Genomic DNA, 14,418 nt, shown 5'->3' with positions numbered 1-14,418 from the left:
AAAAAATGCGGCTGCTGAATTCAGCTTGTTTTGCAAGTTATAATAAAAAGGATTAAACTCTCTCCCTAGTAAGTGGAGAGAGTTTCCCTTGTTTTCATACGAAAGTAACAGCAATTACATAGAGGTGAAGGAAATGGAATTAGTAGAAATTAGACAAGAATTAGAGAAAATGGCTAAGAGATTAGCGGCTTTTAGGGGGTCTCTTTGACCTTCCTACTAAGGAAAAACAAATTGCAGAATTAGAAGAGACAATGATGGGTGCTGGATTTTGGGATGACCAACAAGGCGCACAAGTTGTAATTAACGAAGCTAATGCACTGAAAGAGATGGTTGGAAAGTTCCGTCAGTTAGATGAAACATTCGAAAATTTAGAAATCACGCATGAGCTTTTAAAAGAAGAGTATGATGAAGATTTACATGAGGAGCTTGAATCGGAAGTGAAAGGCTTAATTCAAGAAATGAATGAGTATGAGCTTCAGTTACTACTAAGCGATCCTTATGATAAAAATAACGCGATTTTAGAATTACACCCAGGTGCTGGTGGAACAGAGTCACAAGACTGGGGTTCTATGCTATTACGTATGTACACACGTTGGGCTGAAAAACGTGGATTTAAAGTAGAAACGGTTGACTACTTACCAGGTGATGAAGCTGGTATTAAGAGTGTTACTTTATTAATTAAAGGTCATAACGCTTACGGTTACTTGAAAGCAGAGAAAGGTGTACATCGTCTTGTGCGTATTTCACCATTCGATTCTTCAGGCCGTCGTCATACATCGTTCGTATCTTGTGAAGTTGTACCTGAGTTCAATGATGAAGTTGAAATTGAAATACGTTCAGAGGACTTGAAAATTGATACGTACCGTGCAAGTGGTGCAGGTGGACAGCATATTAATACGACAGACTCAGCAGTTCGTATTACACATACACCTACAAACACAGTTGTAACATGTCAGTCAGAGCGTTCACAGATTAAAAACCGTGAGCACGCGATGAAAATGTTAAAAGCGAAATTATACCAAAAGAAATTAGAAGAGCAACAAGCAGAATTAGATGAAATTCGCGGTGAACAAAAAGAAATCGGATGGGGTAGCCAAATTCGTTCTTACGTATTCCACCCGTATTCTCTTGTGAAAGACCACCGTACAAATACAGAGGTTGGTAACGTGCAAGCAGTTATGGATGGAGAAATTGATCCATTTATTGATGCTTACTTACGTTCTCGCATCTAATAAAGTGAAACTTTAATCAGTGGGGGACATCCCCACTGATTATTAGCCTTCACCAATCGGGCTTTTACAGACAGTTGATTCCGCACCTAACTTCTTTGCTTTCGCTGAATTTTGAGTTGGGGATCTTACTGCCCGTTAATGCGGGGGAAGCGAAAAAAAGCCAACAGAGTTGTCGGCGTATGCTGAGGGTAATCGAGGATATAAAGAATTTGATTTTATTTCTATAAATGAAGTAAAGAGGAAGAGAAGTTGGAAACGACAACTTCTCTTTTTGATGGGATTATATGTAGCATATAATGTTGTATATTGTTTTGTAAAAAGAAGAGAATAGTAAAACAGAGCGGCAATAGAGTAAGACTTTAACAGAACTTTTCTGATTTTCTGTTCAAAAAGAATTCTTTATAGAAGTTTTTACGTTGTTCACAGAATTGAAACAACTTATGAAAGCTTTATATTATCAGGATTCTTACTGTATTTTTGAAAAATATGAAATATACCTTAGTTTTTCTATATAAAGATAATGCTTATAATGAAAATGAGTGTGTTAGGAATGAAAAGAATATCAACAATGGGGAGCGATAGAAGTGAAAAAGAAATTGTTGGCTATTGCGCTAGGAACATCAGTTGTTTTTGCTTTAGGAGCATGTGGAAATAAAGAAGAGAGTAAGCCTTCGAAACAATCTGCAAGCACGGATAGCGCCGAGCAAATTTACCAAAAAAGTTGTATAGGCTGTCATGCGAAAGATTTATCGGGAGCAACTGGACCAGATTTACGAAAAGTGGGACAGAAATATGATGCAGCAGAGATTGAAAAGATTATTGAAAAAGGTCGCGGTTCCATGTCACCAGGAATTATTCAAGGTGAGGATGCGAAAAAAGTAGCTGAGTGGTTAGCTGAACATAAATAAAAAGGGTAAAATGGACGAGTTGATTACATAATCTTATCCCAAAATGATTTTGGATAAGAATTATGACAGCTCGTTTCCTTTTTTGGAGTGTAACATAACTGTAACAAAATTGTATCCGAACTGGAAACCGTTTGATGTTACAATGGGGTTTGTAGAATTTTGCTGAAATATATTACATAGTAGTATTGCTTATAAAAAGATTGTAAGTAGACTACCTTCAACAAGAGTGGTTAAGCGAGAATAAAAGGTTATCTTTTATTTTTAGATGTACAGAAAAGTATTTCGAAAAAAAATCATTAAGTATTGGGTGATAAATAATGATAAAAATGACGAATGTTTATAAGGAGTACCCGAATGGTATGAAAGCCATTGCTGGTCTCACAGTTAACATTAAACAAGGTGAGTTTGTATACGTAGTTGGACCGAGTGGAGCCGGGAAATCTACATTTATTAAAATGATGTATCGTGAAGAGAAGCCATCTACAGGATCGATTAATGTAAATGGACTTGTTATTGAAACATTAGCAGAAAGAGATGTTCCATATTTCCGTCGTCAATTAGGCGTAATTTTCCAAGATTTTAAATTGCTACCTAAGTTAACGGTATATGAGAATGTTGCGTTTGCCTTAGAGGTAATTGAAGAAGAAAAAGAAGCTATTCGCGAGCGTGTAACAGAAGTTTTAGGTCTTGTAGGTCTTGAAGATCGTGCAGACGCACTTCCAAGTGAACTTTCAGGCGGAGAGCAGCAACGTGTTGCGATTGCGAGAGCAATTGTTAATAGACCAAAGGTTGTAATTGCCGATGAGCCAACAGGTAACTTAGATATTGAAACAGCTCTTGATATTATGAAGATTTTCACACGTATCAATGAACGCGGTACAACGATCGTTATGGCGACACATAACGCAGATATCGTAAATACAATCCGTCATCGTGTAATCGCGATTGAAGGCGGAAAAATTGTTCGAGATGAGATTGAGGGAGGATACGGATATGAAGGCTAAGACCCTTAGTCGACATTTGCGAGAAGGTGTAAAGAATCTATCACGTAACGGATGGATGACGTTTGCTTCTGTTAGTGCAGTAACAGTTACATTATTACTTGTAGGTGTCTTTTTAACAGCGATTATGAATATGAACCATTTTGCGACGAAAGTAGAGCAAGATGTAGAGATTCGTGTACACATTGATCCAGCAGCAAAAGAAGCTGATCAAAAGAAATTAGAAGATGATATGAGTAAGGTTGCAAAAGTAGACTCTATTAAATATTCTTCTAAAGAAGAAGAGCTAAAACGCTTAATTAAAAGCTTAGGTGATAGCGGAAAAACGTTTGAGTTATTTGAACAAGATAACCCACTTAAAAACGTATTCATTGTAAAAGCAAAAGAACCAACAGATACAGCGACAATCGCGAAAAAGATTGAGAAAATGCAGTTTGTAAGTAATGTTCAATATGGTAAAGGGCAAGTTGAAAAATTATTTGATACTGTAAAAACAGGACGTAATATCGGTATTGCGTTAATTGCAGGTCTTTTATTCACAGCGATGTTCTTAATCTCTAACACAATTAAAATTACAATTTATGCTCGTAGTACAGAAATCGAAATTATGAAACTGGTAGGTGCAACAAACTGGTTTATTCGTTGGCCATTCTTATTAGAGGGATTATTCTTAGGAGTATTAGGATCAATTATTCCAATTGGCCTAATTCTAGTTACGTATAATTCATTACAAAGTGTGTTTAATGAAAAACTTGGCGGAACAATTTTCGAACTTCTACCATACAGTCCTTTCGTGTTCCAATTAGCTGGTTTATTAGTGTTAATCGGGGCTTTAATCGGTATGTGGGGAAGTGTAATGTCAATTCGTCGCTTCTTAAAAGTATAAAAAGTTGCAAACATAATTCGTACAAGCTTATCATATAGTAGAAATAGGTAAAGGCATCACACACTGTGTGATGCCTTTTGCTACACCACCTGTGTGTTTTGGAAAGGGGAATTCCGCATTGAAACGTAGAGTTGCAATTATTGGAATGGTTGTTGCATTTTTAATTGGTGCTGGCGGAATGTTTGCAGGTATGTCTTTATTTGGGGTTAACCCAGCAGAAGTAACGCAAACAATTTCGAGTGGAAACGCTAGCACCGCGCAAGGGAATTTGGCAAAAATTAATGAGGCGTATGCACTAATTGATTCACGTTATGTGGAAGACGTGAAGGATGACAAGTTAGTCGAAGGTGCAATACAAGGCATGTTGTCTACGCTGAAGGACCCTTATTCCACGTATATGGATAAAGAAACGGCTAAACAGTTTAGTGAATCACTTGATCCTGAGTTAGAGGGGATTGGGGCTGAGGTGAACAAAACAGACGGTAAGCTTATTATCGTATCTCCAATTAAAGGCTCACCAGCAGAAAAGATTGGAATTAAACCGAATGACCAAATTTTATCTGTAGATGGAAATAGTGTGAAAGATTTATCACGTGAAGAAGCGGTATTAAAGATTCGTGGTAAAAAAGGAACGACTGTCGCGATTGAAATTAAGCGTGCAGGAGTAGCTGATCCGATTGTATTTAAAATTAAGCGTGAAAAAATTCCAATCTTCACTGTGTTTAGTTCTGTGAAACAAGAGAGCGGAAAAGATATCGGTTATATGCAAATCACTTCTTTTGCTGAAAATACGGCGAAAGAATTTAAGGATCAGTTAAAAGAGTTAGAGAAGAAAAATATCAAAGGCTTAGTTATTGACGTGCGTGGCAATCCTGGTGGCTACTTAAATAGTGTAGAAGAGATACTAGGGGAAATTATGACGGATAAAAAGCCGATGCTACAAGTAGAGCAACGAAATGGTGAGAAAAAGAAATTCTCTACGGAACTGAAGGAGAAAAAGCCATATCCAATTTCAGTATTAATTGATAACGGAAGTGCTTCTGCTTCAGAGATTTTAGCGGGTGCGCTAAAAGAGGGAGAAGGATACGATTTAATTGGTGAAAAAACGTTTGGTAAAGGTACCGTGCAGCAGGCCGTTCCATTTAAAGATGGCAGCAACATTAAATTAACGATGTTTAAATGGTTAACACCGGATGGAAACTGGATTCATAAAAAAGGAATCGCGCCTACAGTAGAAGTGAAGCAACCAGATTATTATCATGCGACACCAATTCAAATTGAAAAAACACTTTCATACAATTCAAATGATGTGCAAGTAAAACACGCACAAGAAATGCTTAAGAGCCTAGGATATGTACCGGGGCGTGAAGATGGATACTTTAGTAAAGAGACAGAATCAGCGCTGAAAGCATTCCAAAATGCGAATGAGATGGAAGCGACAGGGCAGCTGGATAAAAAGACAGCTGAGGCGATTCAAACGAAAATTATTGAAAAAATCCGTTCTGGAGAAAATGATTTACAATTACAGTCCGCATTAAAATTAATAGCGAAATAAAGTGAAATACAGGCAGTTTGCTGCCTGTATTTTTTTGTGTTAAACAAACGTTTGTCCAGTTATGATAATATAAAAAGAAAGAATGATATAAATGGTGGTGAATGGGTTCGTGGAGGCATGGATTTTTGAAATAATGCGGGCAGTTGGACGTTTTTTCTTACACCCTGCTGTCTATGTATTTTTAATAAGTAGTATCTTCGTTGGATACTTACGTATGTTACGTGAACGAAAGGATTTTTCCTTTAAAGTTTATGATATTTGGTTTGAACTGCGAACATCTCTATTCGCAGGAGTTAAATACGGATTAATCGTATCTATTATTACGATTGGACTTGGACTTGTTGTTTCTAAAGCAAGCTTATGGGTCATCTTATTATGGACGTTTCTATTTGGATTAACTGCTATGTATCGATATTTATCAGCGGCTTATACGCTTAGTATCGCGATTGTATGCGTTCTATTATCTTCTAAGCTACCAGTTTCCTTCTTACAGCTTGGAGAGGGTGAAGAGAATACGATTGTATCTCTTGCTATTTTACTAGGCGTCATGCTCGTTGTAGAGGGCTTGTTGATTTCTAAAAATGCAGTAGGATATTCGACGCCGAAGATTAGGAAGGGTAAGCGCGGATTAAAGATTGGTTTACACGAATCAAAGCGTTTATGGATCGTTCCTATTTTTATTCTTGTACCAGGTGACGCGGTAACACAATTTATTTCATGGTGGCCTGTCGTTTCAATAGGTTCAGATACATATTCTCTATTCCTCGTTCCATTTTTAATTGGATTTATGAGAAGGATTAGAAGCTATGAGCCAACGGAAGCTTTATTATTTACAGGAAGACGTGTGTACGGATTAGCAGGACTTGTGCTTGTTTTAGGAATCGCAAGTTATTGGTGGCACGTACTTGCCATTATCGCGATGGGAGTTGCGATGCTTGGACGTTTCACGATTTCCATGCAAGAAAAAATTGCCGATGAAACAAGACCGGCGTATTTCGCTGCACGTAATGATGGACTTGTTGTATTAGATACAATTCCGAATACAATTGGGGCAGAGCTGAATTTGCTGCCTGGAGAAGTGATTACGAAAGTAAATGGAGTCATTCCAAGAAGTGCTGAGGAATTTTATGATGCGCTTCAAACGAAGACGACAGGAGCATTTTGCAAGTTAGAAGTATTAGATACAAATGGAGAGATTCGCCTTGCCCAAACGGCATTATACGCTGGGGGACATCATGAATTAGGTATTGTGTTTGTTCAGCAGGAGCATGAGTGGGATTCGGAAGCGATGTAATAGAAGAAAGGGTATCACCTTGTGGTGATACCCTTTTTTGTTGTTGGGCGGGCGGAGTTAGTAGTAACTGAAATTTATATCGGCGATTATTCCAATATATCAGCGCAACTCGAAATATATCAACGATTATCCGAATATATCGGCGCAACTGAAAATATATCAGCGATTATTCCAATATATCGACTTTCCGGCAAAAAACGACAACTATCGCAAACCTTATTTTGAATTTTGAAGTTTCATAGACGAATAACTTGAATAATTATTTGATAATGGTTATCATTTAGAGAGTCTTTTTAATTTTGGAAAATGGAGGGGAAATATGCTACGTAAATTTTTTTCTTACTATAAACCGTATAAAGGTTTATTTATACTCGACTTTTCTTGCGCGGTTGTCGCAGGGTTACTAGAACTTGGCTTCCCACTTATCGTAAATCAATTTATTGATAAGTTATTGCCAGGACAAAACTGGACACTTATTTTATGGGCTTGTTTCGGTTTACTTGCAGTGTATATATTAAATGCAGGCTTACAATATGTCGTTACATATTGGGGACATATGCTTGGTGTTAACATTGAAACGGATATGAGGCAGAAATTATTTGATCACATTCAAAAGCTATCATTCAGATTTTTTGACAATAATAAAACAGGTCATTTAATTTCACGTCTTACAAACGACTTAATGGAAATTGGAGAAATTGCTCACCACGGGCCAGAAGATTTATTTATCGCTGTAATGACTTTAGTTGGGGCATTCTCATTTATGATGATGATCAACTGGAAGTTAGCGTTATTAACGTTCTTCGTTATTCCATTCTTATTATGGTTAGCGCTTTACTTCAATAAAAAAATGACAGGTACGTTTAGACGTTTATTCTCAGATGTTGCTGATTTCAATGCATGTATTGAGAACAACGTTGGTGGTATCCGCGTTGTACAAGCATTCGGAAATGAAAAGTTTGAGAAAGAGCAATTCGCTGTTAACAACGCTCGTTTCCGTACAACAAAATTAATGGCCTATAAAATTATGGCGTTAAATTCGTCGATTAGCTATATGCTCATGCGTCTCGTAACGCTCTTCGTCTTAATATGCGGTACATGGTTTGTTCTGCAAGGTGAATTAACGTACGGTGGATTTATCGGATTCGTTTTATTAACGAATATTTTCTTCCGCCCAATTGAAAAAATTAATGCAGTAATTGAAAGCTATCCGAAAGGGATTGCTGGTTTTAAGAGATATGTAGAGCTTCTTGAAACAGAGCCAGACATTGTAGACTCTAAAGATGCGATGGAAGTGAAACATGTACATGGTGATATTCAATATAGCAACATTACATTCGGATATGAAAACAAAGAACCGATTTTAAATGATATTAGCTTGAAAATACATGCAGGTGAAACAGTTGCGTTTGTTGGACCATCAGGAGCTGGAAAAACAACGTTATGTAGTTTACTCCCACGTTTTTATGAACAATCGTCTGGGTCAATCCAAATTGATGGTATTGATACGAAAGATATGACGTTATCTTCACTTCGTAAGCAGATTGGGATTGTGCAGCAAGATGTGTTTTTATTCTCAGGAACGATTCGTGAAAATATTGCTTACGGAAATTTAAAGGCGTCAGAATCTGAAATTTGGCAGGCGGTAAAACGTGCGCAGTTAGAAGACTTAATTTACTCACAACCAGACGGTTTAGATACTGTTATCGGTGAGCGCGGCGTGAAACTTTCAGGAGGACAGAAGCAGCGTCTAGCGATTGCTCGTATGTTCTTGAAAAACCCGCCCATTTTAATATTGGATGAAGCGACTTCTGCATTAGATACAGAGACGGAACTAGCGATTCAAAAATCACTTGCTGAACTATCTGTCGGTCGTACAACATTAGTTATCGCTCATAGACTTGCAACGATTAAAAATGCAGATCGTATTGTCGTTGTAAATAAAGATGGTATTGCAGAACAAGGTTCACATGAAGAATTAATTGAGCAAGGCGGAGGATACAGTAGGTTATACGAAGCTCAGTTTAGTTCGTAAATATAATTTGTACGGAATTAGCACATCATATAAGTAGATGAACATCTTATATGGGAGGCTATAAAGTATGATTGTAACAACAACGTCTACAATTCAAGGGAAAGAAATTATTGAGTATATCGATATCGTCAATGGAGAAGCGATTATGGGCGCGAATATCGTTCGTGACCTTTTCGCCTCTGTTCGTGACGTTGTCGGCGGTCGTGCAGGTGCTTATGAAAGTAAATTAAAAGAAGCACGCGACATTGCAATGGAAGAGATGAAAACTTTCGCAAGACAAAAAAATGCGAATGCAATTGTTGGTATCGACGTGGATTACGAAGTAGTTCGCGAAGGGATGCTAATGGTTGCAGTGAGCGGAACTGCTGTCCGTATTTAAAGTAAAAAGCCGTGCTGATGCACGGCTTTTTTGTTATCATGTCGAAGGTCAAATATTTCTTGGGAAATGCGGAAGGCCTTGTCGATATATAGGGAAGACATTAGAGCGCTTCTTTACATTTTCGTATTTGAACTAATAATGTTTCGTATTCTTGTTCGAGAGACGTGATGTCATCGTGATGATTTGGTATGGAAATTCGGCCGATGATTTCTGTTAATTTTGTTTGTAATCGTAATAATTCTTGTTCAGTAACGTTTACAGAATCCCCTGTTGTTCTTTTTGTGTATTGCTCGTAATTACCGTGGAATACTTTTGGTTCACTTTCGTCTACTTGTAGAATATGGTCTGCAACAGAGCGAATAAAGGCACGGTCATGGCTAATGAAAAGTATTGTGCCAGGGTATTCTTGTAACATGCTTTCTAATTCTTCTTGCGTCGCTAAGTCTAAATAGTTTGTCGGTTCATCAAGTAGAAGCATATTATAGTTTCCTAAAAATACTTTTGCGAGCGCAACCTTCATTCGTTCGCCGCCACTTAAGACATGCACAGGTTTATGAACATCTTCACGACGGAATAGAAGCCGGGCGAGTATTGTTCGAACGAATGCTTCTGTATAGTTGGTTTCTTCTAGAACGTTCTCTAAAATGGTTTTATCTGTTTTTAAAATGGATAGTGTTTGTTCAAAGTATCCAATTTTGCAACTCTTCGAAAGCTGAATGCCACGCTCGTTTGCGAGAAGCATGTTGAACACAGTTGTTTTGCCGCTTCCGTTTGCACCTAAAATAGCAAGTTTTGCACTAGGGGCAATAGTTCCATTCATATTTTTAAATAGTGTGCGGTCGCCTATTTTCTTTGTTGCTTTATTGAACTGTACTGCCACTTTACTATGAATGGGTGTATGGTATTGCACGTCAAACTGAGCCTGAGAAAGATCTTTTGGTTTTTCTTTCTTTTCTAGTTTTTCGAGACGTGTTTCTAATGCTTTTGCTGCTTTGCTAACCTGTTCTTGCCCGTGAGCCCCACTTAACTTATAAAGTTTAGATTCAGATGAACTGAACCGAGTTGGTATTTTTGTCATGCTAGAAGCACGTTTCTTTTTTTGTGAAATTGATTGCTCTAAACGGTTTTTTTCTTGTATATATTGCTCATATTCTGCTTGTTTTTGTATTCGTTCACGTTCTTTTTGCTTTCGATAGTTGGAATAGTTTCCTTTATACTCTTGAATCATGCCGTCTTCAATTTCAATGATTTTTGTACATATATTATCTAGAAATTCACGATCATGCGATATTAAAACAAGAGCCCCTTTATAAGATAAAAGTGCTTTTTCTAATTGCTCTGTACCGACCATATCTAAGTGGCTTGTTGGTTCATCAGCGAATAAAATGCCTGCATCTTGTTCGAGAGCATGGGCGATCTTTAGCCGCATTCGTTCACCACCGCTCATTGCATCTGTAATATTTGAAATACTCCATTTTCCCTTTGCGAGAGAAGAAGCGGTTTCCGGTAGTTCCTCGCTAAGCTGAGGAATGATGCTGATAGAACTATGATGAGTTACTATGCCAGTGTCAGCTTCTATTTCTTTACTTAATATTTGTAATAACGTAGATTTACCAGCTCCGTTGACTCCGACAATTCCTATGCGATCCTGTGCTTGGATTTCCAGTGACGGTAACGTAAATAGTGTGCGATCACCAAAGCTCTTTTCAATATTGCGTGCGAATAAAATGGTCATAAAAAAACCTCCCTAGTTTCACTAGAGAGGATAAACGTCGCCCTTGCATGTAAAAATCGTACATAAATAAACGATTTTTTTACATGATCGTTTCGAAAGAAAGTATCGACAAATGGACAGACTAATCCCCTGCTAGTTTTCATCATTTTTTGTTCACTGTTTGTGATGGATGAAATAAATAAGAGAATTAGAACTTCATTGGTCAAAGTACCTTCCTTTCATAATATTACTTTTATTGTATGCGCATACAAAATGGTTTGTCAAACTTATTTCTGTTTATGATTTTTGATTTCATCTAATCCATTTGCGCCCCTAATGATATATCCTTCAAATGATGAACCAACAAAATCAAAGATGTATTGAAACTGAGTGATAAGCGCACTCCTTTTACATGTATTGTAAACCTTCACATTAATGTGAAGGTCAACTCTGTTTTTTCGCAAAGGAATCTACATGATTTAAAAAAACTTGAATAGCTTTAGACGGAATAAAATATTTGCCGCGCACGATGGAGAATGGACGGATGAGTTGTTCATTTGGAACTTCAACGTGGAATAGCTCTTTTGCCAGTAACTCTTTCCGTACGGTCCAATCAGAAAGGATAGCGATGCCAAGTCCGGCACTAACAGCTTCCTTCACGCTTTGGATACTACTGAATGTAAAGAAGCGCTTCAGTTTTAAATGGTGTTGATGAATAAAGCGGTCACTATAAGCGCGTGTACCAGAACCACTTTCTCTTAATACCCATACTTGATCTTGGAGTGTGCTTTCATTTATTTCTTTTGTGCGGAGCAGTGGATGATTTGGCGGGACGACGAGCTTCATTTCATCTTGCATAAACGTTTCAACGTCAACATCGGCGTATACGACTTGCCCTTCCACCAAGCCAATATCAATTTGATTAGAGCGAAGGCTTTGCAAAACGTCTTCTGTATTTGAGATAAAGGTATGAACTTCGACGTGTGGATTTTCATTCGCATAGTTAGCCAGTATTTTTGGAAGTAAGTATTCGCCAATTGTAAAACTAGCACCGATGCGAAGATTTCCTGTTACAACGTTATGTAGCTCGTTAATTTCTTGCTTAGCATCTTCATAAAGAGAGAGCATTTGCTTTGCATGTATATATAATATGTTTCCAGCCTCCGTCACTTGAACGTGCTTCGGAGAGCGCTGAATAAGTGTAGTGCCAAATTCGTTTTCTAAGTTGCGTATATGCATACTTACGCCGGGTTGTGAAAGGTTTAATAATTCTGCTGCACGGGAGAAGTGTTTCTGTTCAACGACAGTAACAAAAATTTTTAAAATGTCTACGTTCATGTAATGGTCTCCTTTCGTTTTTCTTTCATCTTATCATAAGTATTTCTGATGATAGAGATTCAATATTGATATTAAACTTATTATAGAAACTCTCTTATAATGTAAGTAGAAAGAACATGCATGTTCCAATACGATTATTGGAGTGGTTCAAAATGGAACAAACACTTGTTATACAAAAGAAGAAGGGCTTTGGATTTTCGCAAGGAATTGGGATTACACTATTAATCGCAATTGCTGCGAAATATTTAGCAGAGCTTCCGTTTTTAAATATTATGGGACAATTAGTAATTGCTATTCTAATTGGGATGGTTTGGCGTGCGGTAATTGGAGTCCCGCAAGAAGCGATAGCTGGAACGAACTTTGCGAGTAAGAAGTTACTTCGCTTCGGGATTATCTTACTTGGAATGCGATTAAATCTTGTTGATATTGCGAAGGCAGGGCCGAAAGTATTGGTCATCGCAGCGGTTGTTATTACATTTACGATTTTCGTTGTATATGGACTAACGAAAGTATTTAAAGTAGAGAAGAAGCTAGGGATTTTAACAGCGTGCGGAACTGCAATTTGCGGCGCGGCTGCGGTCGTGGCAATTGCGCCGCAAGTGAAGGCGAAAGATGAGGAAACGGCAGTCGGCGCAGCGATTATTGCAATTTTAGGTACAATATTTACACTTATTTATACGCTATTATACCCAGTGCTTGGCTTCTCACCGTACGGTTACGGTGTATTCTCAGGTGCGACGCTGCACGAAATCGCTCATGTCATCGCAGCTGCGGCGCCAGGAGGAAGTACGGCTGTAGACATCGCAGTTATCGTGAAATTAACGCGCGTAGCAATGCTTGTGCCAGTAGCGATTTTAATTGGATTATGGTTTGGTAAGAGTGAAGGAAGCGAGGAAAAAAAATCGTGGCGCGACCTTCCAATTCCGTGGTTCATCTTCGGATTTTTAGCGATGAGTGCAGTGCATTCGCTCGGGGTTATACCAGAAGTTGTTGCGGGATACATTGTTGTCATTGCTTATATGCTTATTGCAATGGCGATGGCGGGGCTTGGTTTAAATGTAGAGTTTAAAACGTTCCGTAAGTTAGGAAGTAAAGCATTCATGGCGGGGCTGATCGGCTCGGTTTGCCTTTCTATTCTTGGATACGTTCTTGTATATGCGTTAGGATTTATGTAGTAGGAAAAAGCTGCTCCCAAAGGTACTTGGGGCAGCTTTTTCTTATGATTATAGTGCTACGGATGTCGATATATTAAAAAAATCGCCGATAAAAATTGAGTTACGCTTGCTTGTACGTTGTTAGGGAAGATGCTCGGTGAAACGTTTTTCTAAAATTTGTAAAGATATCTTTACTTGTAAATGGAAAATATTTATAATTAAAGTAAAGATATCTTTACTTTCGAAGGTGGAGCTTATGGGTGTGAAAAATACAATAAAAGAGTTAAGAAAGCAACATCATATAACGCAAGTTGAAATGGCAAAGGCGATGCAGGTGACGCGACAGACGATTGTGGCGATTGAAAACCATCATTATAATCCGAGTCTAGAGTTATCCTTAAAAATCGCCAAATATTTTGGGGTGAAGGTGGAGGAAATATTTACGCTAGAGTAAGGGGAGAAAAAATGAACGATACTAAAAAGTTATTTACTGGTGCAACTTTTGGATTATTTTTGGGAGACATTGTAGTTCATATTATGAATCCGGCTATACCAATTTTATCACTCGTAGTGAGTAACGTTTTAGCAATTGTATTTTTGATAGTGTGTGTGTATTACAAAAAGCGTAAGTACAGAAAAGAAGAACTTCCAGATGTAGATGAGCGAGTAAATGAAAATATAAAAAAATATGTAAATGTCTCATTTGTATTCGCATTTCTATCATGCCTTTCGAGAGGACTCCCACCTCTAAATGTAAGTGAAGGTGGTGAGGTGAATCGAAAGAAATATTTTATTTTCAAGAAAAAATAGGAACGTACGTTCTATTTTTTGCTATAATATCCTTAACAAGGAGGTGAATAAAATGACAAAGGAAAATCCATCAAACTATAAAACTCTTCAAATTTGGATTAAAAAAGGGCAT

Annotated in this window: 13 protein-coding genes and 1 pseudogene; 11 read left to right on the top strand and 3 right to left on the bottom strand. The window is 37.7% G+C overall.

Going from position 1 to position 14,418, the window contains the following annotated elements; genetic code table 11:
* The first annotated feature begins 133 nt into the window (after positions 1-133).
* The 8 genes from prfB to FOT98_RS16735 all read left to right on the top strand — a co-directional run bounded on the left by prfB (position 134) and on the right by FOT98_RS16735 (position 9,290).
* Positions 134-1,232 (top strand): peptide chain release factor 2 gene (gene prfB / locus FOT98_RS16770; protein ID WP_097863750.1). Its coding sequence is split into 2 segments (ribosomal slippage): positions 134-205 and positions 207-1,232, totalling 1,098 coding nucleotides; the frame shifts between segments, so codons are not numbered across the junction.
* A gap of 584 nt (positions 1,233-1,816) precedes the next feature.
* On the top strand, positions 1,817-2,140 hold the full coding sequence (gene cccB / locus FOT98_RS16765; RefSeq protein WP_000727965.1) for a cytochrome c551: 324 nt from the start codon (positions 1,817-1,819) through the stop codon (positions 2,138-2,140).
* A 317-nt stretch (positions 2,141-2,457) separates the two neighbouring features.
* Complete coding sequence (gene ftsE, locus FOT98_RS16760) at positions 2,458-3,144, top strand: cell division ATP-binding protein FtsE (protein ID WP_071724655.1); 687 nt, start codon at positions 2,458-2,460, stop codon at positions 3,142-3,144.
* Positions 3,134-4,027: a permease-like cell division protein FtsX gene (gene ftsX, locus FOT98_RS16755; RefSeq protein WP_000645023.1), complete on the top strand. Its 894-nt coding sequence runs from the start codon at positions 3,134-3,136 to the stop codon at positions 4,025-4,027. Before ftsE ends, ftsX begins: the two co-directional genes overlap by 11 nt.
* Before the next feature lie 118 nt (positions 4,028-4,145).
* Complete coding sequence (locus tag FOT98_RS16750; protein WP_080349976.1) at positions 4,146-5,582, top strand: S41 family peptidase; 1,437 nt, start codon at positions 4,146-4,148, stop codon at positions 5,580-5,582.
* Between the two features lie 109 nt (positions 5,583-5,691).
* Positions 5,692-6,876, top strand: a complete 1,185-nt coding sequence (locus FOT98_RS16745) for a PDZ domain-containing protein (RefSeq protein ID WP_144291092.1) — start codon at positions 5,692-5,694, stop codon at positions 6,874-6,876.
* Between the two features lie 319 nt (positions 6,877-7,195).
* Positions 7,196-8,911 carry an ABC transporter ATP-binding protein gene (locus FOT98_RS16740; protein ID WP_061679322.1) on the top strand — a complete coding sequence of 572 codons (1,716 nt, stop codon included), beginning with the start codon at positions 7,196-7,198 and terminating at the stop codon, positions 8,909-8,911.
* Positions 8,912-8,978: 67 nt separating this feature from the next.
* Positions 8,979-9,290: a heavy metal-binding domain-containing protein gene (locus FOT98_RS16735; RefSeq protein WP_000637523.1), complete on the top strand. Its 312-nt coding sequence runs from the start codon at positions 8,979-8,981 to the stop codon at positions 9,288-9,290.
* Positions 9,291-9,390: 100 nt separating this feature from the next.
* Here FOT98_RS16735 and abc-f read toward each other — a convergent pair whose 3' ends face one another.
* The 3 genes and pseudogenes from abc-f to FOT98_RS16725 form a co-directional block, all read right to left on the bottom strand.
* Complete coding sequence (gene abc-f / locus FOT98_RS16730; RefSeq protein ID WP_063262245.1) at positions 9,391-11,025, bottom strand: ribosomal protection-like ABC-F family protein; 1,635 nt, start codon at positions 11,023-11,025, stop codon at positions 9,391-9,393.
* 266 nt (positions 11,026-11,291) lie between these two features.
* Positions 11,292-11,414, bottom strand: a pseudogene (locus FOT98_RS33440) (flavodoxin family protein); the annotation flags it as partial.
* 34 nt (positions 11,415-11,448) lie between these two features.
* Positions 11,449-12,342 (bottom strand): LysR family transcriptional regulator, encoded by an 894-nt coding sequence (locus FOT98_RS16725; protein WP_063262244.1) that lies wholly within the window; start codon positions 12,340-12,342, stop codon positions 11,449-11,451.
* Between the two features lie 152 nt (positions 12,343-12,494).
* Between FOT98_RS16725 and FOT98_RS16720 the strand changes: the two genes are divergently transcribed.
* The 3 genes from FOT98_RS16720 to FOT98_RS16710 all read left to right on the top strand — a co-directional run bounded on the left by FOT98_RS16720 (position 12,495) and on the right by FOT98_RS16710 (position 14,306).
* Entirely contained in the window at positions 12,495-13,517 is a 1,023-nt protein-coding gene (locus tag FOT98_RS16720; protein ID WP_063262243.1) for a YeiH family protein, read from the top strand.
* 235 nt (positions 13,518-13,752) lie between these two features.
* Entirely contained in the window at positions 13,753-13,950 is a 198-nt protein-coding gene (locus tag FOT98_RS16715; protein ID WP_061679317.1) for a helix-turn-helix transcriptional regulator, read from the top strand.
* An 11-nt stretch (positions 13,951-13,961) separates the two neighbouring features.
* The gene (locus FOT98_RS16710; protein ID WP_260851096.1) at positions 13,962-14,306 is read left to right on the top strand and encodes a hypothetical protein; all 345 of its coding nucleotides are present in this window, start codon (positions 13,962-13,964) and stop codon (positions 14,304-14,306) included.
* The last annotated feature ends 112 nt before the right edge of the window (positions 14,307-14,418 follow it).

The organism is Bacillus sp. HY001 (assembly GCF_007558965.1).
Lineage (GTDB): Bacteria > Bacillota > Bacilli > Bacillales > Bacillaceae_G > Bacillus_A > Bacillus_A mobilis.
This window is presented reverse-complemented; position numbering and strand designations above follow the sequence as displayed.

Bases quoted from the DNA above. Each gene is read 5' to 3' on its own strand.
- FOT98_RS16740 (WP_061679322.1), top strand. From the start codon at position 7,196: ATGCTACGTAAATTTTTTTCTTACTATAAACCGTATAAAGGTTTATTT.
- FOT98_RS16735 (WP_000637523.1), top strand. From the start codon at position 8,979: ATGATTGTAACAACAACGTCTACAATTCAAGGGAAAGAAATTATTGAG.
- FOT98_RS16710 (WP_260851096.1), top strand. From the start codon at position 13,962: ATGAACGATACTAAAAAGTTATTTACTGGTGCAACTTTTGGATTATTT.
- FOT98_RS16720 (WP_063262243.1), top strand. From the start codon at position 12,495: ATGGAACAAACACTTGTTATACAAAAGAAGAAGGGCTTTGGATTTTCG.
- ftsX (WP_000645023.1), top strand. From the start codon at position 3,134: ATGAAGGCTAAGACCCTTAGTCGACATTTGCGAGAAGGTGTAAAGAAT.
- ftsE (WP_071724655.1), top strand. From the start codon at position 2,458: ATGATAAAAATGACGAATGTTTATAAGGAGTACCCGAATGGTATGAAA.
- abc-f (WP_063262245.1), bottom strand. From the start codon at position 11,025: ATGACCATTTTATTCGCACGCAATATTGAAAAGAGCTTTGGTGATCGC.
- FOT98_RS16725 (WP_063262244.1), bottom strand. From the start codon at position 12,342: ATGAACGTAGACATTTTAAAAATTTTTGTTACTGTCGTTGAACAGAAA.
- FOT98_RS16715 (WP_061679317.1), top strand. From the start codon at position 13,753: ATGGGTGTGAAAAATACAATAAAAGAGTTAAGAAAGCAACATCATATA.